The sequence below is a fragment of the Flavobacterium segetis genome (assembly GCF_900129575.1).
Taxonomy (GTDB): Bacteria; Bacteroidota; Bacteroidia; order Flavobacteriales; family Flavobacteriaceae; genus Flavobacterium; species Flavobacterium segetis.
In genome coordinates, this window is record NZ_FQWE01000003.1 from 220,305 (window position 1) to 243,322 (window position 23,018).

The following is a 23,018-nucleotide window of genomic DNA, read 5'->3' on the forward strand; positions in this document are numbered from 1 at the left end:
TCTTTGCCCTCTTTTAGAAAAATATATGATACAATCAATGACCGGTTTTGGGAAAGCGACTTTGCAATTACCAACCAAAAAAATAACAGTAGAAGTAAAATCCTTGAACAGTAAAGGATTAGACTTAAATGTGCGAATGCCTTCACTGTACCGCGAAATGGAATTAGGATTACGCAACCAAATTGCGTTAAAGTTAGAAAGAGGGAAAATTGATTTTTCTGTTTTTATTGAAAGTACTGCAGAACAAACTTCCACAAAAGTAAATGTTCCAATTGTAAGAGGGTACATAAATCAGTTAAAGGAGGTTTATGCCGATGCTGACGAAACAGAACTAATGAAAATGGCGGTGCGTATGCCCGATACAATGAAAGTAGAACGTGATGAAATTGATGAAAATGACTGGATACAAATCCAAACCGTTATTGAAGAGGCGTTGCAAAACATTTTGACTTTTAGAAGAGATGAGGGAATGTCCCTAGAAAAGGAATTTCAATTACGCATAGGAAATATTCGCCAGTATATGACTGAGGCTCTAGAACTTGATCCAGAGCGGGTTCAAGCGATAAAAGATCGTTTGCAAACAGCAATTGCAGAGCTAAAAGTGAACGTTGATGAAAACCGATTTGAACAAGAATTAATCTATTATTTAGAAAAATTAGACATCACCGAAGAAAAAGTACGTTTAACAAATCACTTGGATTATTTCCTTGAGACCATCAATGGAACCGAAGCTAACGGTAGAAAATTAGGTTTTATTACCCAAGAAATGGGGCGTGAGATAAATACGATGGGTTCTAAATCCAATCATGCTCAAATGCAAAAATTAGTAGTGCAAATGAAGGATGAGTTAGAAAAAATTAAAGAGCAGGTATTAAACGTTTTATAAGTAAACCGTAAATCGTGATTCGTATTTAGCCAATCACTATTCACTATTGACTATTGACTAAAAATGAAAAAAGGAAAATTAATCGTATTCTCGGCACCATCAGGATCAGGAAAAACAACTATAGTTAGGCATTTATTAGGACAATCAGATTTAAATTTGGAATTCTCAATTTCGGCAGCGTCGAGGGAATCTAGAGGAGAAGAAACTAATGGCAAAGATTATTATTTCATTTCTACAGAAGAATTTAAAAAGCACATTAAAAATGAAGACTTTTTAGAATGGGAGGAAGTGTATCGAGATAATTTTTACGGAACATTGAAAAGCGAAGTAGAACGTATTTGGGCTCTGGGTAAAAACGTTATTTTTGATATTGATGTAGCAGGAGGATTGCGTATTAAAAGTAAATTTCCAAATGAAACTTTAGCCGTTTTTGTAAAACCTCCAAGCATCGATGAACTAAAGATCAGATTAAAAAAGCGTTCCACTGAAAGTGATGACAAAATAAATATGCGAATTGCAAAAGCTTCTGTTGAGCTAGCCACCGCACCACAATTTGACGTTGTTATTAAAAATTATGATTTACAAGTTGCTTTAGAAGAAGCACATCAATTGGTGAAGGATTTCATCAGTTAGTGATTAGTTACTAATCACTAGTCACTAATTACTAGTCACTAAAAAAATGAAAATAGGACTCTACTTCGGAACATTCAATCCCATTCATATCGGGCATCTGATTATTGCCAATCACATGGCTGAATATTCTAATTTAGACCAAATCTGGATGGTGGTGACACCGCATAATCCGCTGAAAAAGAAAAGTGCTTTACTTGATGATTACCATCGTTTACAAATGGTGCATCTTGCAACTGAGGATTACCCTAAAATTAAACCTTCGGATATTGAATTTAAATTACTACAACCTAATTACACGGTAAATACGTTAGCTCATTTACAAGAAAAATATCCAAATCATGAGTTTTCATTGATAATGGGTGAAGACAATTTGAAATCATTTCATAAATGGAAAAACTATGAAATAATTTTAGATCGCCACGAAATTTATGTTTATCCCAGACTATCTGACGAAAAAGATATTTTAAAATTAAAAAACCATCCAAAAATTCATTTAGTCGATGCGCCAATAGTAGAAATAGCATCAACCTTTATTCGAGAAAATATTAAAAAAGGCAAAAATATTCGACCTCTGTTACCTCCAAAAGTTTGGGATTATATTGATCATAATAACTTTTATAGGAAGTAATCACTACAACAAATTTTTAAGTTTAAGTTCTATTTTATCAAAAATAGCTTTTAGATTTTCCTTCTTATTGGACAGTAAAAAAACTTCGGTGTGGGGCATATCTTTACTATCCCACAGTAGTTGAATCTTGTTTTCTAGAATAAAATTCTTAGCGTTTATATTCCATACAACTGCTACTCCTGTATTCTTCGCAATAATTTCTAACATTTCATATTCTGATGGAATAATATAATTGGGAATCATTGAAGGTCTTTTTTTATTAAAAACATGCAACCAGAATAATTTTATATGCGGAATTTGGGCATCATGGCTAAACCATTTTTGCTCGTTTAACCAATTTTCGGTTGCATCAAAATTTTTACTTTTAATATTACTCTTTAGAATGGTTAAGTCAATAGTATTAGAACCAACAATGATTTGCTTTATTTCTCCAAGCTTTTTCTGTATCGTATCAAATGTATCATATCTTTTAGTTACCACTGCAAAATCGAGTTTTTTAGAGTCAACTAATTCAAATAGCACATCATTTTCATGAAAACTAAAATCAATAAAATCAAACTCGGAAACCAATGTACTTGCTATACTACTCATTAAATGTTTTGAAATTCCAACTGATATCAATCGATTAGCATCAAATGCTTTGGCCCTAAAACCATTCTCCACATTTTCTAATCGTTCAAGAGCCTCAATAATTAAATTATTGAGTAACTTAGCGTAATCTGTTGGCTCGACACCTTTTGACCTTCTAATGAAAAGTTTATAACCTACATGTGCTTCCAACATTGATATTTGCTGACTAACAGCAGGTTGACTGATAAATAATTCTTTTGCTGCCAAAGAAAAATTTCCGTTTTTATAAACAGATTTAAAAGTTCGGTACCATTCTAGATTTGTCATGATATAAATTTACTTATCACAAACATAACTTAAATTATTTTTACTAATAGCATATAAGCCTTAAATTTGCAATCAACAAAAAAGTTATGAGGAAAATTGCTCTATTATCAATCATAGTATTAACATTAAGTTGCATTCCTGCAACTGCACAGAAACAAAATAAAAAAGTTATGAAAAAAGTATTATTTGTTCTTACAAGTCACGATAAACTTGGAGACACAGGAGAAAAAACAGGATTTTGGGTTGAAGAATTTGCAGCTCCTTATTATGAACTATCGGATAAAGGGGTTCAAATTGACATTGCATCGCCCCTAGGAGGACAGCCGCCAATTGATCCAAAAAGTGATGATGCATCTGCAGCTACTGAAGATACTAAAAGGTTTGATAAAGATACTGAACTACAAGCCAAACTAAGTAAAACACATAAACTAGCTGAGGTTAATCAAGCTGATTACGATGCTGTATTTTATCCTGGAGGACATGGACCACTATGGGATTTAGCAGATGACAAAAACTCAATTGCGCTGATTGAAGCATTTTATAACAATGACAAACCAGTGGCTTTTGTATGTCACTCTCCTGCTGCATTAAAAAATGTAAAGGTAAATGGTGAGTATTTAGTAAAAGGTAAAAAATTAACTGGTTTTTCTAATAGCGAAGAAGAAGCGGTAGGTTTAACTAAAGTTGTTCCATTTTTACTAGAGGATGCTTTGCAGGCAAATGGAGCCACTTACTCAAAAATTGGTGATTGGCAACCATACGCAATTGAAGATGGGTTGTTAATTACTGGTCAAAATCCAGCGTCGTCTAAACTCGTTGCCGAAAAATTATTGAATAAATTGAATCTAAAAAAATAATATCATGATAAATTTCGAATTATACAACCCTACCAATTTAATTTTTGGGAAAGGACAAATGGAAAAACTAGCGTCATTAGTACCAAAGGGAGCAAAAATCCTATTGGCTTATGGAGGTGGAAGTATTTTTAAAAATGGTATTCACGAGCAAGTAATTAAAAATTTAAAGGATTTTGAAATTATTGAATTTGGAGGTATTGAGCCTAACCCTCATTTTGAGACTTTAATGAAAGCGGTTGCTGTAATAAAGGAGAAAAAAATCGATTTTATACTTGCTGTAGGTGGTGGATCAGTAATTGACGGAGTAAAATTCATGTCGGCTGCTGCACATTTTGACGGAAATCCAATGGAAATTTTACAAAAAAAGCTCCTAATAAAAGATTTATCTAAAGTAGTGCCTTTTGGAACGATATTGACATTGCCGGCAACAGGAAGCGAAATGAATTCAGGAGCGGTAGTCACTATTCAATCTACTCAAGAGAAGTTAGCTTTTGGTGGTTCAGCACTGTTTCCAAAATTTTCTATTTGTGACCCTACAGTGATAGAGTCATTACCAAAAAGACAATTACAAAACGGAGTAATTGATGCCTATACACACGTTTTAGAACAATATTTAACTTATCCGCATGATGGTTTTTTACAAGATAGAATTGCTGAAAGTATTATTCAAACATTAATTCAAATAGGACCTGATGTAGTTGAAAACCCAAAAGATTATGCCCTCGCCTCTAATTTTATGTGGAGTTGCACGATGGCTTTAAATGGTTTGATTCAAAAAGGAGTACCATCAGATTGGGCAACACACATGATAGGTCATGAATTAACAGCTTTATATGGTATTGATCATGCCAGAACACTAGCTGTTGTAGGTCCAAATCTATACCGCGTCATGTTTGAAACTAAAAAAGGGAAATTAGCACAATACGGAAAACGTATTTTTAATTTAACAGGAACTGACGAGGAAATTGCAAATGAAGCAATTAAAAAGACAGTAGAATTTTTCCACACAATGGGAATGGATACTAAATTATCAGATTATACTAAGGATTATAATAAGACTGCTTCCTTCATCGTTGATCGTTTTAAAGAAAGAGGATGGTTAGGACTAGGTGAAAAACAAAATATTACCTTAGAAAAAGTCAAAGAAATAGTTGAAATGAGCTATTAATGATCATTAGTGGCTTATTTATAAATAAAAAGGCGTCTTCCGATAAAATGGAAGACGCCTTTTACAGTTCAAAAAATATACTAACTAACTAATTCTAATCTCTTAAAAATGTTAAAATAAAAAACAATATACAATCATAACTTAAAATCATTACCATTATTGTTATAAACATTAAATTTTAATATTAATATGACATACTTTTGTCAAATAAAATCTTAAAGGCTCGAAAACACTGGGCTAAACGTTTTGATTAATTTTTTTTAATTGATAGTTTTTTAAGTACTTTTGAATAAATCGAATAAAAAATGGCTGATAAAATTAAATTTGCAGTAATTGGTGGTGGAAGTTGGGCAACTGCTATTGCTAAAATGCTATGTGTAAACTTAAGCGAAATTTCATGGTACATGCGAAATGAAGCTGCAATTGAGCATATTAAAACTTACAAGCACAATCCAAATTATTTAAGCTCAGTAGAATTTGATATAAAGAAATTAAAATTAACTAGTGACATTAATGAGGCTATTGCCTATGCTGATTATATAATATTTGCAATTCCATCTGCTTTTCTAGATGCCGAATTAGAAAAACTAACAGTTTCACTTGAAAATAAAATTATTTTTTCAGCTATTAAGGGAATTGTTCCTGAAACAAGTTTGATTGTAGGTGAACATTTTCATGTAAAATATGATATTCCGTACTACAATATTGGTGTAATCACTGGTCCATGTCACGCTGAAGAAGTGGCACTAGAACGATTATCCTATCTTACCATTGCATGCGGTGATCCAGATAAAGCTGCGGTCGTAGCGAAAAATTTATCTGGAAATTATATCAAAACTAAAATTACTGATGATATAATAGGAACAGAATATGCTGCAATGCTTAAAAACATCTATGCGATTGCTGCGGGAATTGCACATGGTTTAGGCTATGGCGATAATTTTCAATCGGTTTTGATGAGTAATGGTATTCGTGAGATGAAAAAATTCATCAAAAAAGTACACAAAATGAAACGTAACATCAATGATTCAGCTTATTTAGGCGATTTATTAGTTACAGGTTATTCTATCTTTTCTCGTAATAGAATGTTTGGAAACATGATTGGTAAAGGATATACGGTCAAATCAGCAATGATGGAAATGAGCATGGTTGCTGAGGGTTATTACGCCGTAAAAAGCGCCTATAAACTAAACCAAGCTTATGGTGCGAAAACACCAATAATCGATGCAGTATACAGTATTTTATATGAAGGAAAAGATGCTAAAACTGTATTTAAGAAATTAACGGATCAATTAGATTAATAATCTTTTTTCAACAGGAAATTAAAAAACCGCAAATTCACAGCTTAAAATATAAAAGCTGCGAAGTTGCGGTTTTCTTTTTTCAGGAAGTGTTTTATCTCACAATAATCCCGTCAACAAATAAAATGGGAACTTCTTCAACATTTATCTCGTTAATGGAATTTGCATTAAAAATAAACTTTTTATCGTATAGCTTATCATTCATAAAAAATGTAAGCATAAATTCATTATTTAAAGTTAACACGCTTTTCTCAATCATTTCAATTTTTACAACAGAAACAGCTGGAACTTCAACGTAAGCGTGACGCAACAATGATGTTTTTTTCATCTCTCCATCTATGGTTCCAAAAGCTTTTGAAACTACCATAACATTTTCAATTAGAAAGTCACTGTCGTTAACTAAATAAGCATACCAGACTTTCTCCATAAAATCGTCGCTCCATTCTTGAACTACGGCAATGAAAACATTTTCTACTTCGGGAATTATAATATCTTTTTTCATGAAATGTAGTCTAAATAAAAAATTTAAATTAATTTAATTGCCTTTAAGATTTGAAAGATAAAATTTTATTCAAACCGAAAATGCCTAGCCCAGATGGAAACGGCATCCTTTTTATAAGGCGATTTTTATCGCCGTATAAAAAGATATAGTGGACAGCTGGAAATAGCTCCTGAAAATAGTAAATGCATTACTCCTCGAAATAACTATATTGACGATTTAAATTGCTCTAAAAACCGAACGTCATTTTCATAAAACATACGGATATCACCAATTTGATATAATAACATTGCAATTCTTTCGATTCCCATTCCAAAAGCAAAACCGTTGTACTCATCCGGATTGATACCACAATTTTTTAGAACATTAGGATCAACCATTCCGCAACCCATGATTTCTAACCAACCGGTTCCTTTAGTAATTCTATAATCAGTTTCGGTTTTTAAACCCCAATAAATATCAACCTCAGCACTGGGCTCTGTAAATGGAAAATAAGAAGGTCGTAGGCGGATTTTTGACTTTCCAAACATTTCTTTAGTAAAATATAAAAGCGTTTGCTTCAAATCAGCAAAAGAGACGTCTTTATCGATGTACAAACCTTCTACTTGGTGGAAAATACAATGTGAACGAGATGAAACGGCTTCATTACGGAACACTCTTCCTGGAGAAATCGTTCGAATAGGCGGTTTATTATTTTCCATGTACCGCACTTGAACCGATGAGGTATGTGTACGCAATAAAATATCAGGATTAGTTTGGATAAAAAAAGTATCCTGCATGTCACGAGCTGGATGATATTCTGGCAAGTTTAATGCAGTAAAATTATGCCAATCGTCCTCAATTTCAGGACCTTCGGAAACATTAAAACCAATGTTTGAAAAGATATCTACGATTTGGTTCTTTACCAATGAAATAGGATGACGAGAACCAATAATTACCGGCTCAGCAGCGCGTGTTAAATCACCATAGAACCCTTTACTTTCCTCTTTATTTTCTAAAGATTCTTGAATGGATTTTACTTTTTCCTCAGCAGAAGTTTTAAGCAAATTGATTACTAAACCAAATTCCTTTTTTTGATCATTTGGAACATTCTTAAATTCAGCAAAAAGCTCTTTTAAAAGACCTTTACTTCCCAAAAATTTAATTCGAAATGATTCTAATTCAGCTGCGTTTTGCGTCGAAAAAGCTTGTGCTTCGCCAATATATTCTTTTATTTTATCTATCATTTTCATTCTATAATTGAGAGTGCAAAAATAAGTAATTTGTTCTAAGTTTACTCTGTCCTATCGCTTGTTTTTACAGCAAATCTTAAATTGGCAATCGTAATTCGAAAATCATTAACTAATCACTTCTCTTTCTAGAAAGTAATTAACAATTGCTTCTTTCATTAAAACAGATTGTTCTCCCGCTTTTAATGGCGGCAACTCTTCTTTAACTTTGTAATGTGGCCAACCATCCTCATCAAAAAACTCAAATTCATAAAAACCATAAGGCTCTAACAACCTACAGATGGCTATGTGCATCAGGTTTAATTTTTCATCTTTTTTATATTCGTTGTGCACTTTTCCAAGTTCTTGTACTCCAATTAAGTATATAATAGCGTCTAAATCTAAATCCTCACCTTGTGAAAATTGATTAGAAAGTATATTTACAAGCTGTTCCCAGCGTTCTTTAAGTTGCGTGTCTCTTGACATATTGATTTTTGATTGTAGTTTTATGATATCTGTGTTTAGAATTCAAAAAATCATTTGTTATTTTCGCAAAGATAAGAACTTGAAAATTGGGAATTGGTATGCAACAATTCTTTTATATTTGTGCCTGCAAATTATAAACAAATACAATGGGATTTTTTGATATTATTTTATGTGCTTTACTAGTTTTTGCCTTTTATAAAGGAGTTGTAAATGGACTTTTCATAGAGCTAGCCTCACTTATATCATTGATTTTGGGGATTTATTTTGCCATAAAATTTTCTTCTTTTATGAAAGAGATTTTAAATGGATTTGTGAAGTGGAATCCTAATACAGTTCAAGTTGTTGCGTTTGCATTGACATTTATTATTGTTGTTATTGCAATAAATCTATTAGGTAAGTTCCTTACTGGAATAGCTAATTTTGCATTTCTAGGTTGGCTGAACAAAATAGGTGGAGGATTTTTTCGAGTATTAAAAACAATCCTTATTCTGAGCATTGTATTTTCAATTTTCGAAAAAATAAATTATAATAATTTCCTAGCTAAAAAAGAAACACTTGATAATTCTATTTTCTATAATCCAATTCAGAAGATAGCTGCTTATGTTTTTCCATCGATTAAAAAAGGATATGAGGAGATGAAGAAGAAAGCATAAGAAAGTGATCAGAAATAGGTTTACTGTTTGTAAATAGTAAAGCTTCCAGCCTTTAAAAGGCTGGAAGCTTTAATAAAAGGGTAACGATTATTATTTAACTTCCCTGATTGCGCTACTTTCAATCCAACCTTCCACTCCATCAGTTAGTTGAACTTTTTTCCATTTACCAATAATTTCCTTTACATAAACTTTTGTTCCTTCATGAAGTACTAAAAGAGGTTTTCCTCCATCTCGAGGTTCCCGTTTAAGGTTCGTCATTTCGTCGAAGATTATTGCGGGCTTTTCAGTATCATAATATTTTTTTTCAAAAATTGCTGATGATACCGTGATCAACAGTATAACAACAGAGATAAACATTCCAATAAAGAAAGTACGTTTCCACACTGTAATTTGTGCAAAGTAGTACCCAATGAATAAAAATAAGAACAATGATGACAATGCAACAGTGAACCAGCCCCAAGTATTATAATGAAAAATTCCTGTGAAATCGCGAATTAACTTAGCAAAACCAACTTTTGGAATTACTTTAATTTCATCTATCGTTTTTTTATGAGCAAATTTTAAATTATTTAAACTTTCTTTATCCTTCGGGTTAAGCACCAATGCCTTTTCATAATAATAAATTGAAGGTGCTACCTTATTGAGCTTATAATAAGCGTTTCCTAAATTAAAGTACAATTCTGCGGAGTGCTGATTGTTTTGTAAAACACTTTCATACGCAGCCACTGCTTCAGAGTAATTCCCTTTTGCGTAAAGCGCATTCCCTTTTTCATAGCCTGTTTGGGCAAAGAAAATTTGAGATGAAAGTAAAAATATAAATAAAATATTTTTCATTTTATGTTTTTATTTTGCCATTAAAGCAATAATTTTATGAGTTTTATACTGCTCAGCAATACAAGAGTTTTAAAATCTTTTCTTCTAAACGCCTCGACCACTATTTTCTAGATCTGTTTTTCTAATTCAGAAATTATAAATACTGCCTGATCAAAATCTTGTTGTATTGTAGCGCTTGATGAAGGCGCATAGCGAGCAACTTCACAATTTTCTGTCAACACAATAAACTCATTTACTATTTCTTGATTGGCATTTCTTGACAATAAAAGCTCTTGAATATTGTCCTTGCTCATTTCTGAAGTTTCAATATTTAATTTAGCTTTCAAGAAATTATGCATTGCTTTTTCAAGTGCAATGTAAAATAACTCTTTATTTTTAATTTGCTTTCTAGCTTCCGACAGGTATTTTTTGGCCAATCTATTATTCATTCTCATTCGGTTTCCAGTGAGATCACCGGCCATCGCTTCTCTTTTATTTTTAAACAAAACAATTAACGGCAGTAATAGAAATGGCGCAAAAAGCAATGCATAAAACAAGTTAGATCCAAAAAAATCATCTTTTTTAATAGAAGTGATTTCAGTCTTTAATTTGATGGGTTTAAATTTTTCTACATCAACAATTTTACCCCTATTCTTGTCAGTTGCTGTAGAATCCACTGGCGTTGCACCTTCAAGTACATTAACAATGATCTCCGGCGAATTTATTGTTTTATATGTTTTTGTTTCTAAATCGAAATAAGAAAATTGTATCGGTTTTATTGGATAATTCCCTTTATACTGCGGAACTATCGTATAACTATCAGATGATTTACCTACCATTCCAGAAAGCGGAATTGTGATATTCTCACTGTGAACCGCGTCGTACATTTCTAATGCATTTGGCACAACTGGTTTAGGTAAGCTGAATAGTTTTAAATTTCCTTTTCCAGTTACACTAACAATTAAATCAAGTGTTTCTCCACTTTTCAAATTATTTTTTGAAGGAGTTACTTTAAAATCGAAGCTTCCTACTGCTCCTGAAAAATTATCTGGTTTTCCATTTTCGGGAAGAGGTTTAACATTTATAGTTTTGCTACCAGCAGAAACTCGTTTACTTGTTTCATTCAAAATCATCCTTCCAAAAACGTCTCGTTGATTAGTTGGCAATTGAACATCAATTTCTAATGATAATGGTTCTAGATTTAATTTTCCAGATTTTTGAGGATACAAAACCACCTTTTTAAGAACCACGTACCGATAATTTTGTCCCTTGAACAATCCTTCCTGCGTTACTAATTGTTTTATTTCAATATTTTGACTCCAAAAATCATTATACTTTGGTTTACCTAAATCTCTGAAATTTGAAATTCCAATATTTGCAAAATAAAGTTTATAAACCACCGTTGTAGGTTCGTTTACGTATAAATTATCCTTAGAAACCTCTGCTACTAAATAAAGATTTTCATCAGCTGCTATTTGATTGTCATTTGGATCTCTAGGTTGTTCTTGAGCTGCGGTAACATTTACACGTATAGGAGCAGTTTTATAGATCTGACCATTAAATTCTATGCTTGCAGACTTGATTACAAAAGTTCCTTTTTGATTTGGTGAAAGAAAATAAGAATATGCTTTTTCAAATGAACTTCGACCATTTACCCATGACTGACTAATTTGTTGACTTGGGCCAGCGATTATTCTAAAACCGTCAAAATTGGGAGGAACAAAGTTGTCTCCATCAACATTCATCATAAAGTCAATTCGTAGTCTTTCATTTAGCGCCAATGTAGTTTTACTTACACGAGCTTCAAATTGAACTTGCGCACTAATGGATCCGTACAATAAAAAAACAATCGCTGCTAAATATCTTTTCATTTTCAAAGTGTAAGATTGAATTACCAATCCTTTTCTGTTTTAATAGGTTTCCCTTTTACCTTTTGAGCATTAACCTTGTCTTGAACTTTCTTTTCTTCTCTATTTACTGCGTTCAATAGGTTTTCTAAACGTTCTTTAGAAAGTCCGCCCGGAATGGGTTTTGGCTCTCCTTTATCGTCCTCTTTTGGATCTTTTTTCTGTTTATCTTGATCGCCTTTATCGTCCTTTTTATCGTTGTCTTTATCCTGATTTTTTTTATCTTTTTCGCCGTCCTTCTTATCGTCTTTTTTATCCTTATCCTTCTTATCGTCTTTTTTCTTATCGTCCTTTGGAGGATTGTCTTTCAACATTTTTTTTGCTAAAGCATAATTGTAACGCGACTCATCATCAGCAGGATCATTTCTCAAAGCATTTTTATAGGCCTCAACAGCTTGTGTATAATCCTTTTCATTCATAAATACATTACCAAGATTGTGAAAAGCGCGATGCTTTTCGGCCCTTGATTTTGAATTTTTTAAAGCATTCGCATACGCATATTTTGCCTCAGAAGATTGTTTTTGTCTGTATATCGAATTACCTAAATTATAAGGTGCGGCTGCTTTAGTAGGAAATTTTGAACTGGAAATTCTGTATTCAGCCTCTGCTTCCGCAAATTTGTTGTCAGCATATTCTTTATTCGCTTGTGGTAATATTCGATCTTTCTGTTGCGCATACAATCCAGTTAAACCTGAAAATGCGAACAAAATAAAAGTTAATAGTATAGTTTTAAATGTTTTCATTTATTGTTTTTTTACGTCTAACAAATTTTAAAATTTGCTAGAAATAATTATTTATTTTCATTAAATAAATCTAATTTTTTTACCCATTTTGTTTTTCTTTCCAATAGAAAAACATCAACGAATAGAAGCAAAAAAGCGAAGCCTATAAACCACTGAAATTGCGACTGATAATCGGCCATTTCAGTTGATTCAAATTCTGTTTTCTGAATTTTATCTAATGTATTTTTAATATACTCAATCACTTCTTTCGTATTATTACCACTTATATAACCGCCTTTAGTAGCTTTTGCAATCGCTTCAAGACTGGCCGTATTGAGTTTCGTAATCACTACTTCATTATTATTATCTCTTTGAAAACTTTCAACAACACCATTCCTTTTTAATGGAATAGTTGCTCCTTTTTCAGTTCCCACGCCTATTGTTATGATTTTCATTCCTGCTTTATTGGCTTCTTCTGCCATACTTTCCGCACCATCAGAATGATCCTCACCATCAGATATTAAAATAAGCAACTTACTTGTTTTACTTTTATCATCAAAATAAGTTAATGACAATTTTATAGCCTCATCAAGTGAGGTTCCCTGTGAAGAAACCATTTCAGTATTCATACTTTGCAGAAACATTTTAGCAACACTATAATCAGTTGTGATAGGCAAAACGGGAAAAGCACTTCCAGCATAAGCCACAATTCCTATTCTATCGTTTCCTAGTTGATTTATTATTTGCGAAACCAGTTGCTTGCTTTTATCTAAACGATTAGGTGCCACATCCTCGGCAAGCATACTTTTAGAAACGTCCATTGCAAAAACAATGTCGATTCCTTCCCGCTTAACCGTTTCCATTTTTGTACCTATTTTAGGATTTACCAAAGCAAAAACGAGCCCTAAAAAAGCTAAAATCAACACTATTAATTTCAAAACAGGTTTGAAAATCGAGCTTTCTGGACTTAATTTTTTTACCATTTCTAAATCACCAAACTCACGCTGTTTTTTTCTCTTCCAATATAAATTAGCAAAAAAAACTAACACAATAAGTGGAAGAATGATGAGCAGATATAAATATTTTTTTTCGTCTAATTCCATAAATTTTTTAAATTCCAAATCCCAAACCCCAAATCCCCATTGATGACCGTAGGGATTTAAATAAAACTTCTAAAAACGGTATTTCTTAAGCCAAGTTCTGCCAATAATAAGAAACCTGCAAGCCATATAAAAGGTCTAAATTTCTCATCATAATCATAGAATTTTAATTCTTCGATTTCTGTTGTTTCCAGTTTATTAATAGATGCGTAAATCTCCGCTAATTTGCTATTGCTTGTTGCTCTAAAATATTTTCCATCGGTTTTCATAGCAATACTTTTCATTAATTGTTCGTCAATTTCTACCTTCATCATTTGGAACATTAATTTTCCTTGAGGTGAAATTGCATAAGGAGACATCGCCATTCCATTTGAGCCAAGACCTATTGTATACACCCTAATTCCATACTGCTTTGCAATATTAGCTGCTGTTTCAGGTTCTATAAATCCTGCATTATTAACACCGTCAGTCAATAAAATAATAACTTTACTTTTAGCTTTGCTGTCTTTTAATCGGTTTACGGCAGTAGCTAATCCCATTCCTATGCCAGTTCCATCTTGTAAAACGTTATCGTATTTTATACCTTTTATAGCCTCTAGAATAATTGGTTTATCACTTGTTACTGGTGTTTTAGTGTACGCTTCAGATGCATAGACAACTAAACCTATGCGATCATTTGGCCTTTCTTCAACAAAGTCAGCAGCAACTTTTTTCAACGCTTCCATTCTATTTGGTTTCAAGTCTTTAGCAAGCATACTTCCTGAAACGTCTATCGCCATCACAATATCAATTCCCTTAGTTGTTTTTGTTTTATTACTAACATCTACGGTTCTAGGTCGTGCTATTGCAATAATTAATGAACTTAATGCTAGAATTCGAAACACATTTAAAATTGGTTTTAATTTAGTTAAAAAGGATTCTGTTCCTTTAAAACCACTTAACGAACTCATTTTTAAAGTTGCGGACTGTTGGTTTTTTTTCCAAAATAGCCAAACAATAGCAATTGGAATTAACAGAAATAACCAAAAAAATTCTGGGTTTAAAAATGTTATTTTATCCATTATTGTGCTGCTTTTTTTAATTCAACAGAGTTTAAAACTCGTTCTGAAATTTCATCCCCGTATTTATCACCTTCTTCGTGGAATAATAAAATTTGTTGTAATCCCCCTTCTTGGCTAAACAATAAAGCTTCATAATACATTTTTACGCTGGACTTAGTTAAGGAATTTATTTGAGAAAAAGTTCCGTATGCTTTTCTACCTTTTATGCCTTCTTTAGTTTCAAATTCTTCTTGCTTTACAATCATATTTTGAGCCCCTTGCGCTTCTAAGGATTGCAAAATACCATCCATAGATTTTGTCAAATCAATTTGCGTTTCTTGTTTAAATTTTAGTGTCGAAATCATTACATAAAATTGATCAAAAACACTTCCATAAGCAAACGACTGCATTTCCTTTATTAATGCCATTCCGTCTTTAGGTAACGTTTTAGTCAAATCTACTCGCTGTAAAACTTTAGGCGTTTCAATTACAATACCGGGATTTCCGTATTCACTTTTTATCCATTCTCCTTCTAACAATTCTTTACTTGGATGACCTAGTACATTATCTTTAACATAATCGAAGCCTTTTGTAATAATGAAAAAAGTTGTCACTGCAAATAATAAGAAAAAAACCGACGCTAATGCTGTGACAATTCTTTTCTTCCTTTGTTTTTTTAACTGAATTTGGATCTGCTTTTGTCTTTGTGCTTCATTTAATAGCATATCTTCCTCAACTTCAACTTCAACAGGTATCGAGTCATCTAATGTTAAAATAACTTTCTGAATTTTATTTCTGTCTTCCGTAATTTCAAAGTCTAACGGTTTAGACTTTGCAAATTTCACAAGATCGGCTTGTTTTAAAACGCGTTCTAGATTTTCTATTATTTCCTGTGAAAGTGTCATTTTCTTTTTGACAGAAGCTGCCTTAAGCCCTTGTATCAATTCAGATGTTGTACTTTCCATTGCTGGAATTTCAATAGCTTCCTCAATATAATTTCTAGCAATGTCAGTTAGTTCACTATAGTAGGCTTTGACTTCTCCTTTTTGCCAAAGTTCTTTTTTCTCCAAAGTATCCAGCAAAGTAGTGGCTTTTTCTATCGGAGTTTTTATTATCTCAGCTTGCAGTTTTTTCTCCTGTCGCTTTTTAATAAACCAATATATAAATGCACCAATCCCTATAATAAGCGCAATAATTAAAAGATATTTACACCAGTCCCCCATAGGATTTTCTGCGGCAGCAATATCCTTAATATCAAACATTTTTTGTTTTAAGGTATCTACTTGTACATTTGCAACCTCAACCAATAATGAATCTGTAACAAACGGTTTACTATTGATAAAAATCTTAATACTTGGAATAACATATCGACCCGAATCAAACTGAGTTAGTCCATATTTTTTAATTAACTCATATTTACTATCTAACTTAACGGTGTCAATAGGATAGGAATGAATCACTTCTAGAGCTCCAATATTTTTCAAATTTGGAAAAATAACCTTAGCTGAAGTATCAACTGTTGTTTTAATTGAAAGTTTAAATTCGGCTCCAATTTTATTTTTAAGCGTATCAATACTTGTAATCACTTGTTTTTGTTGTGCAAAAACAGCGGTGGAAAAAAGTAGAAGTAATAAATATAAATGTTTTTTCATGTTGTATTATTGCAAGCTTCTGATCTGTGATTGAAGACTAACGATTTTTGATTTCAGATTTCTTTTAAATCTTTTAATACTCATATTTTTCTATTTCAAATTTGTTTTAGCCGTTTTAATACTTGAAACGAAAATTGAAATTAACTCATTTGCTTCCGCTTTTGCTATTAACAAATTACTCATATCTGATGTTAAATTTAAATTTTCAATAATTTTTAAACAAAAGTTTCTTTTAATTCTTTCAAACAGTTCTCCATTTTATGGATGAAATCTTTTGTACTCTCAGCACTTTAAGCTTCACCATAATTTAAAGCAGAACAAATTCCTGATGTTATAATTTGTCCTGCTAAATGATTTCCAGCATAATTCTTTTCAAATTTATTTACTAAAATTATTATTGTAGCTGCACAATCGATCAATCTGTTTTCTAATTCTTGTTTGTTCATTCATTGCTTTTTCCTCGCTCTTCATTCTAGTTAAATCTCAAATCATTATTTATTCTAAAACCATCGAAAATCAAAAATCGTTGATCGAAAATCAAAAATCGTTACCTCGATTTAAAATAACTTAATAATTTTGTCACGTAGCTTTCGTCAACTCTTGTGTTTACAACTCCTGATCCTGATTTGCTGAATGTATCCTTGAAATAGTTTAGTTTTTCATAATACAATTTTTCATAGTTCATTCGCACTGATTTCGAACCAGTATTTACTAATTGTATTTCTCCGGTTTCAGCATCAAGCATAGAGACCATTCCTAAGTCTGGCATTTTTTCTTCTCGAATATCGTAAACTCTAATTCCCGTTATATCATGTTTCTTAGCCGCTATTTTCAAAGTATGTTCATAATTCTCTGCCATAAAATCTGAAATTACAAATACAATAGCCTTCTTTTTTTGCGTTCCTGATAAAAATTTTAAGGCTTGTCCAATATCCGTTTTACGACTTTTAGGTTGGAATTCAATTAATTCTCTAATGATTCGCAATACATGAGATCTTCCTTTTTTTGGTGGAATATACAATTCGATTTCATCTGAAAACAAGATCAAACCTATTTTATCATTATTTTGAGTAGCTGAAAATGCCATAGTTGCAGCAATTTCAGTAACAATATCTTTTTTTAATTGGTTTTTCGAGCCAAAACTTTCAGATCCGGAAATATCAACCATCAACATCATAGTCAACTCCCGCTCTTCTTCAAAGACTTTGACATGAGCTTCATTATACCTAGCAGTAACATTCCAGTCTATAGCACGAATATCATCACCGTATTGATATTGACGAACTTCACTAAAGGTCATTCCACGTCCTTTGAAAGAAGTGTGGTACTCGCCAGAAAAGATGTGATCGCTTAATCTTCTCGTTTTGATTTCTATTTTTCGTACTTTTTTTAAAAGCTCTTTTGTATCCATTTTTTTAGTAATTAGTAAGTAGTGAATAGTGAATAGTAAAAAACCGAGGCTAATTACTAATCACTCATTACTATTGACTTTATGGTACTTCTATTTCATTTACGATTTTATTGATAATATCTACTGAAGTTATGTTTTCTGCCTCTGCCTCATACGTTACACCTATTCTATGACGCAGTACATCATGAACCACAGCGCGAACGTCCTCGGGAATTACGTAACCGCGACGTTTAATAAAAGCATAACATTTAGCGGCTGTAGCCAAGTTGATACTCCCACGTGGAGAGGCACCAAAACTGATTAAAGGTTTCAAATCGGCGAGCTTATATTGCTCTGGAAAACGAGTTGCAAAAATAATATCAAGAATATACTTTTCTATTTTTTCATCCATATATACTTCGCGAACTGCTTCTTGAGCACGCAAAATTTGTTCTACAGAAACCACAGGATTAACTCTTTCATAACTGCCTTTTAAGTTCTGACGGATTACCAAACGCTCGTCTTCCATTTTTGGATAGTCAATAACCGTTTTCAACATAAAACGGTCCACTTGCGCTTCTGGAAGTTGGTACGTTCCTTCTTGCTCAATAGGGTTTTGAGTGGCGAGAACTAAAAATGGCCTGTCTAATTTGAAAGTAGTATCGCCAATGGTTACTTGTTTCTCCTGCATTGCCTCCAATAAAGCCGACTGCACTTTAGCAGGTGCACGGTTAATCTCATCCGCAAGCACAAAATTGGCGAATATTGGACCTTTTTTAATTGAAAACTCATTAGATTTAATATTGTAAATCATAGTTCCAACAACGTCTGCTGGAAGTAAATCTGGTGTAAATTGTATTCTACTAAATGAACCTTGAATAGCTTGTGACAAAGTATTAATAGCTAATGTTTTAGCAAGACCTGGAACTCCCTCTAGTAATATGTGACCTTGTCCCAAAAGTCCAATCAACAGACGCTCCACCATATGTTTTTGACCCACAATAACTTTGTTCATTTCCATTGTGAGAAGATCTATAAAAGCACTTTCTCTCTCTATTTTTTCATTGATTGCTCTAATGTCTAAAGTAGCTGTATTTTGTTCCATTTTATGATTTTTAAAACCTTGTATTTAATCCCTTATATTTGAAGGTGCAAATTGAATTTTTTTTTAGACGTAAGATGTTAACAAATGGTTAAAACTTCATCTAACAATTCAATTTTAAGGATGAATTGTGATACAATTTTTATATTTTTAAGAACTTTGAAAATTATACTTGTAATCAGTAAATCTTAGTATTCATTAAAAAATTAAATCTATGAGCAAAACAAATTTATCACCTGTTATTGCAGGTGTAATGAACTGGGGAATTTGGGATAAAAAATTAAGCATCAAAGAAATGGAAAACATGATTAACGTGTGCTTAGAAAATAAAATCAGCACTTTTGATCACGCAGACATTTATGGAGATTATACTACGGAAGCTTCTTTTGGATCAGCCCTGACCTCAAGTAAAATAGCGAGAGAAAAAATACAATTAATATCAAAATGTGGAATTCAATTAGTCACTGGCAATCGAAACAATTCGATTAAGCATTATGAATATTCAAAAGAGTACATTGTTCAGTCAGTTGAAAACTCATTACAAAATTTACAAACAGATTACTTAGATGTTTTTTTACTACATAGACCAAGCCCATTGATGCAAGTAGATGAAATTGCGGAAGCAGTTTTAAAACTGAAGTCAGAAGGAAAAATCATCGATTTTGGACTCTCTAACTTCACTACTTCTCAAACTGAATTAATCCGACAAAAAGTAGCGGTTTCCTATAACCAAATTCAATTTTCGGCAACTCATTTTGAACCAATGGTAGATGGAAGTTTTGATTACATGCAAGTGAATTCTATTCGTCCCATGTCCTGGAATCCATTAGGTTCGGTTTTTAGAGAAGATAATTCTCAAACGCGCCGTTTAAAAAAATTGCTGGTGACTTTGATGGCAAAATATCACCTTGGCTCTGACTCGATTTTACTGTCTTGGATTTTACAACATCCTGCAAAAATTATCCCAATAGCTGGAACTGTGAATGTGGCACGAATCCAATCTTTAGAAAAAGCAATTGAATTAAAATTAGATAAAGAAGATTGGTTTGCTATTTGGACAGCGAGCATGGGCGAAGATGTAGCCTAGTCTTTATTAGGAAGCACAATTTATATAAATATTTATAAATTTATTTATAAAATTCGTGTTGAAATTTTTTGAATTGCGTGCAGGATTGCAGTGGAGCTCTTTTTTAATTTGATCTTGTATTTGAACGAGAATAAATTAAAAAATGCGGGAACGGAAAGCCCGATTCACCGCGGCGAACACGCCCTAATTTAAAAAAACAAAAGTGTTAATTAAAAAAAACAAAAAAAATGAATAAAACAGCATTAGTAACTGGAGCAACCAGCGGAATTGGGAAAGCAACAGCACAAATACTAGCAAAAAATGGTTATCACGTTGTTTTATGTGGTCGTCGAGAAGATCGCTTATTAGAACTAAAAAACGAACTTTCAGTGTTTACTGAAGTTCATACTTTATCGTTTGATGTTCGGGATAAGCAAGCCGCTTTTGAAAGTATAAACTCATTACCAGCAACTTTTTCTAGGATTGATGTGTTAATTAATAATGCTGGAAATGCTCACGGTTTAGATTCTATTCAAAATGGAAATTTAGAGGACTGGGACGCCATGATTGACATTAATGTTAAAGGGCTTCTATATGTTTCTAAAGCTATAATTCCAAAAATGATCGAGAGAAAATCAGGTCATATCATTAATATTGGTTCTATTGCGGGCAAGGAAGTTTACCCTAATGGAAATGTATATTGCGCTTCTAAACACGCTGTAGATGCCTTGAATCAAGCCATGCGAATTGACTTAAATCCTTATGGAATACGCGTAGGAGCAATTCATCCAGGAGCGGTACAAACAGAGTTTAGCGATGTTCGTTTTAAAGGAGACTTAAATCGAGCGGCCAGTGTTTACAATGGTTTTGAGCCCTTACGTGCAGAGGATATTGCTGATATTATTCATTTTGTTGTCTCTAGACCATATCATGTAAATATCGCTGATTTATTAGTTCTCCCTACAGCGCAAGCATCGGCGACTATTATGAACAAATCATAATTAAAGATAACCGTAGATTAACAGATTATAAAGTGCAAAAAAATCTGCAAATCTGTAATAATTTTTTAAAACGAAATTAAAAAAACCAATTTAATGATCAACAAACGTATTCTTATTAAAAATCTTCTTGCTCATAACGACGAGAGCAGTTTTTTTGATAAGAAACGTCAGTTGAATTTACATTCTCAGGAGGGAAAAGCAAAGTTTTTAAAACACATTTGCGCACTTTCTAATTCCAATCCTACTAATAATTCTTATATCATTGTTGGTGTTGAAGATCAAGACAACACCATTGTTGGTGATGATTTTTTTGATGATAGCCGCATTCAGAATTTAGTTAATGCTTATTTAGAAAACCCACCAAAAATTCAATATGAGAACATACCTTTTCCAAATCTACCAAAAGATAAGGTTATTGGTTTAGTGACAATTAATCCCAAAATTAAATCTTCTCATTTCAAAAAAGGAATTTATACAATACCTATTAACAGCGTTTATGCTAGGAGAGGAAGTAATACTATGCCTGTTGAAGGTGTAATTGAAAAGAATAATCAGAATACGGAAACAGTTTTAGGAATCGAAAATAATTCTAGAAATAGTATTGAGTACACACTTGATAGTGTCATTGATTTTATGAATTTCAAACATAAAGATATGTCACCGAAGTACAAGGTTTTTAAAGAGTTGTTTGTGATTTGTTGGGCGGGAATCCCGAAGCGATCTAGAGGTACAACGTATTTATCTCGTGTAGATATTGAACTAATAAACGAGCAAATTAAATTATTTTATTCGGCTCAAGATGTTGTAGAAATTACCTTTGATGAAGATACTTTTATAATCACTGAATATGTTCCCTTGGGTTTAAATGACAAAACAAGCTTTTATCCCTTAGAACGACAAACAATCCGTTTTCAAGATAATGGTTATTACAAAATTGAAAATGAAATGCTCTTTCAACCACCAGAATTCAATAGAAAAATGCTGTTTCATATTTATAATTCCAACAATACTTTATTGAAAAAACTGAGAAGTGGAAACTCACTTTCGGAACGAGAGCAGAAAGATTTAGAGAACTTACCCTCTACTTTTATGATTTGTTACCTAAATGGATTTGAGGAGGCAAAGCAGAAATTAATTGATGCTAAAGAAATTTTAAAGCCTTTTAATTCCGTCTATCTATCGTTTAAAGAAGCATTACGAATATTGAGAAAGATGAAATATAACTTACAATAATTTAGAAACTTTTTCGTAATTTATAAGTTGAGAACCCAAAAAACAACAATAATATTATCTTACCGAAAAGAAAGCCAAAACCAAATGTATTAAGTTTTTGATAGTGGTAAACAAAAATATTTGACAAAATAAACAATAAGTAGATTGTAATAATTGCTGTTATAAAAAATAATATTTTTTTCATTTTTATTTAAATTTGGCGACCGCAATAAAACGATCGCCAGAATTATGTAATTACTTAGTTACAGTTGTCGTTGTTGGAGTGTAAATGCTGAAAGTAATAGCAGCAATTAAACCGTTTACAAATGATTGTCTTGTAAAAACTGTGTAGTCTGTCGCTCCACCAGCCATTGCTTTTGAATCTGAAATTCCTACAGGAGCCAATCCACCAATAACGTAATGATTCCATTCTGTTACACTTGCTGTTCCTTGAGCTCCTTTACCTACAACACTTGTATAAGAGAAACATGATGTCATCATTACTGACAATGCGAAAGCAACTGATAATCTTTTAATTGTTTTTTTCATTCTAATTTAATTTAAAATTTTATATGGTTAGGCACTCTAAATGAGTCGTTTTTTGAAAACCTCCTTTTTTATTGTTAATTGTCACTAAAAACAATTTCAAATACTGGTGGCTATTAACTCATCCCAATATTGCAATTAATGCAACTATATTCTGAGTATATCAATTGTTTTCTTAAAATCAAACTATTTTCACAAAGCAATTGTGATTCGCGTAAGATGAAGTTTTAATAATATTTTTACTTAATTTT

Annotated in this window: 24 protein-coding genes; 10 read left to right on the forward strand and 14 right to left on the reverse strand. The window is 32.2% G+C overall.

The window, feature by feature from the left end; translation table 11 throughout:
* Positions 1-25 precede the first annotated feature (25 nt).
* The 3 genes from BUA99_RS05305 (at position 26) to nadD (ending at position 2,147) form a co-directional block, all read left to right on the forward strand.
* On the forward strand, positions 26-886 hold the full coding sequence (locus BUA99_RS05305; protein ID WP_072989214.1) for a YicC/YloC family endoribonuclease: 861 nt from the start codon (positions 26-28) through the stop codon (positions 884-886).
* Positions 887-949: 63 nt separating this feature from the next.
* Complete coding sequence (gene gmk / locus BUA99_RS05310) at positions 950-1,519, forward strand: guanylate kinase (RefSeq protein ID WP_072989216.1); 570 nt, start codon at positions 950-952, stop codon at positions 1,517-1,519.
* A 46-nt stretch (positions 1,520-1,565) separates the two neighbouring features.
* Positions 1,566-2,147, forward strand: a complete 582-nt coding sequence (gene nadD / locus BUA99_RS05315; RefSeq protein ID WP_072989219.1) for a nicotinate (nicotinamide) nucleotide adenylyltransferase — start codon at positions 1,566-1,568, stop codon at positions 2,145-2,147.
* A 3-nt stretch (positions 2,148-2,150) separates the two neighbouring features.
* Here nadD and BUA99_RS05320 read toward each other — a convergent pair whose 3' ends face one another.
* Positions 2,151-3,044, reverse strand: a complete 894-nt coding sequence (locus BUA99_RS05320) for a LysR family transcriptional regulator (RefSeq protein WP_072989221.1) — start codon at positions 3,042-3,044, stop codon at positions 2,151-2,153.
* An 86-nt stretch (positions 3,045-3,130) separates the two neighbouring features.
* On the opposite strand from BUA99_RS05320, the gene BUA99_RS05325 reads away from it, so the two are divergent.
* The 3 genes from BUA99_RS05325 to BUA99_RS05335 all read left to right on the forward strand — a co-directional run bounded on the left by BUA99_RS05325 (position 3,131) and on the right by BUA99_RS05335 (position 6,370).
* Positions 3,131-3,901: a type 1 glutamine amidotransferase domain-containing protein gene (locus BUA99_RS05325; protein WP_084673483.1), complete on the forward strand. Its 771-nt coding sequence runs from the start codon at positions 3,131-3,133 to the stop codon at positions 3,899-3,901.
* A gap of 4 nt (positions 3,902-3,905) precedes the next feature.
* Positions 3,906-5,069 (forward strand): iron-containing alcohol dehydrogenase, encoded by a 1,164-nt coding sequence (locus BUA99_RS05330; protein WP_072989223.1) that lies wholly within the window; start codon positions 3,906-3,908, stop codon positions 5,067-5,069.
* Positions 5,070-5,374: 305 nt separating this feature from the next.
* Positions 5,375-6,370, forward strand: coding sequence for an NAD(P)H-dependent glycerol-3-phosphate dehydrogenase (locus BUA99_RS05335; protein ID WP_072989226.1), 996 nt, complete (start codon positions 5,375-5,377; stop codon positions 6,368-6,370).
* A 94-nt stretch (positions 6,371-6,464) separates the two neighbouring features.
* Here the strand turns inward: BUA99_RS05335 and BUA99_RS05340 are convergent, their stop codons facing one another.
* The 3 genes from BUA99_RS05340 to BUA99_RS05350 form a co-directional block, all read right to left on the reverse strand.
* Complete coding sequence (locus tag BUA99_RS05340) at positions 6,465-6,872, reverse strand: hypothetical protein (protein WP_072989227.1); 408 nt, start codon at positions 6,870-6,872, stop codon at positions 6,465-6,467.
* Positions 6,873-7,075: 203 nt separating this feature from the next.
* Positions 7,076-8,095, reverse strand: a complete 1,020-nt coding sequence (gene pheS / locus BUA99_RS05345; RefSeq protein WP_072989737.1) for a phenylalanine--tRNA ligase subunit alpha — start codon at positions 8,093-8,095, stop codon at positions 7,076-7,078.
* 111 nt (positions 8,096-8,206) lie between these two features.
* Positions 8,207-8,563 carry a hypothetical protein gene (locus BUA99_RS05350; protein WP_072989230.1) on the reverse strand — a complete coding sequence of 119 codons (357 nt, stop codon included), beginning with the start codon at positions 8,561-8,563 and terminating at the stop codon, positions 8,207-8,209.
* Positions 8,564-8,709: 146 nt separating this feature from the next.
* Here BUA99_RS05350 and BUA99_RS05355 point away from each other — a divergent pair, with 146 nt between their 5' ends.
* Positions 8,710-9,216 carry a CvpA family protein gene (locus BUA99_RS05355; protein WP_072989232.1) on the forward strand — a complete coding sequence of 169 codons (507 nt, stop codon included), beginning with the start codon at positions 8,710-8,712 and terminating at the stop codon, positions 9,214-9,216.
* Between the two features lie 90 nt (positions 9,217-9,306).
* Here BUA99_RS05355 and BUA99_RS05360 read toward each other — a convergent pair whose 3' ends face one another.
* The 9 genes from BUA99_RS05360 to BUA99_RS05400 form a co-directional block, all read right to left on the reverse strand.
* Entirely contained in the window at positions 9,307-10,050 is a 744-nt protein-coding gene (locus tag BUA99_RS05360) for a tetratricopeptide repeat protein (protein WP_072989234.1), read from the reverse strand.
* A gap of 107 nt (positions 10,051-10,157) precedes the next feature.
* Positions 10,158-11,900: a BatD family protein gene (locus BUA99_RS05365; protein ID WP_072989237.1), complete on the reverse strand. Its 1,743-nt coding sequence runs from the start codon at positions 11,898-11,900 to the stop codon at positions 10,158-10,160.
* A gap of 20 nt (positions 11,901-11,920) precedes the next feature.
* Positions 11,921-12,679 (reverse strand): tetratricopeptide repeat protein, encoded by a 759-nt coding sequence (locus tag BUA99_RS05370; protein WP_072989240.1) that lies wholly within the window; start codon positions 12,677-12,679, stop codon positions 11,921-11,923.
* Positions 12,680-12,726: 47 nt separating this feature from the next.
* Positions 12,727-13,761, reverse strand: coding sequence for a vWA domain-containing protein (locus tag BUA99_RS05375; protein ID WP_072989242.1), 1,035 nt, complete (start codon positions 13,759-13,761; stop codon positions 12,727-12,729).
* A gap of 56 nt (positions 13,762-13,817) precedes the next feature.
* Entirely contained in the window at positions 13,818-14,819 is a 1,002-nt protein-coding gene (locus BUA99_RS05380) for a vWA domain-containing protein (protein ID WP_072989245.1), read from the reverse strand.
* Complete coding sequence (locus BUA99_RS05385; RefSeq protein WP_072989247.1) at positions 14,819-16,450, reverse strand: hypothetical protein; 1,632 nt, start codon at positions 16,448-16,450, stop codon at positions 14,819-14,821. Before BUA99_RS05385 ends, BUA99_RS05380 begins: the two co-directional genes overlap by 1 nt.
* A gap of 290 nt (positions 16,451-16,740) precedes the next feature.
* Entirely contained in the window at positions 16,741-16,896 is a 156-nt protein-coding gene (locus BUA99_RS15340; RefSeq protein ID WP_234972916.1) for a four helix bundle protein, read from the reverse strand.
* Between the two features lie 101 nt (positions 16,897-16,997).
* A complete protein-coding gene (locus BUA99_RS05395; RefSeq protein ID WP_072989250.1) occupies positions 16,998-17,861 on the reverse strand; it encodes a DUF58 domain-containing protein in 864 nt (287 codons plus the stop codon).
* A gap of 79 nt (positions 17,862-17,940) precedes the next feature.
* Positions 17,941-18,945, reverse strand: coding sequence for an AAA family ATPase (locus tag BUA99_RS05400; protein ID WP_072989253.1), 1,005 nt, complete (start codon positions 18,943-18,945; stop codon positions 17,941-17,943).
* A 211-nt stretch (positions 18,946-19,156) separates the two neighbouring features.
* Here BUA99_RS05400 and BUA99_RS05405 point away from each other — a divergent pair, with 211 nt between their 5' ends.
* The 3 genes from BUA99_RS05405 (at position 19,157) to BUA99_RS05415 (ending at position 22,242) form a co-directional block, all read left to right on the forward strand.
* Positions 19,157-20,029, forward strand: a complete 873-nt coding sequence (locus BUA99_RS05405; RefSeq protein WP_072989255.1) for an aldo/keto reductase — start codon at positions 19,157-19,159, stop codon at positions 20,027-20,029.
* Positions 20,030-20,256: 227 nt separating this feature from the next.
* Positions 20,257-21,009 (forward strand): SDR family NAD(P)-dependent oxidoreductase, encoded by a 753-nt coding sequence (locus BUA99_RS05410; protein ID WP_072989257.1) that lies wholly within the window; start codon positions 20,257-20,259, stop codon positions 21,007-21,009.
* Between the two features lie 93 nt (positions 21,010-21,102).
* Positions 21,103-22,242, forward strand: coding sequence for an ATP-binding protein (locus BUA99_RS05415; RefSeq protein WP_072989260.1), 1,140 nt, complete (start codon positions 21,103-21,105; stop codon positions 22,240-22,242).
* Positions 22,243-22,476: 234 nt separating this feature from the next.
* Here BUA99_RS05415 and BUA99_RS05420 read toward each other — a convergent pair whose 3' ends face one another.
* Positions 22,477-22,770 (reverse strand): Bor family protein, encoded by a 294-nt coding sequence (locus BUA99_RS05420; RefSeq protein ID WP_072989262.1) that lies wholly within the window; start codon positions 22,768-22,770, stop codon positions 22,477-22,479.
* Between the last annotated feature and the right edge of the window lie 248 nt (positions 22,771-23,018).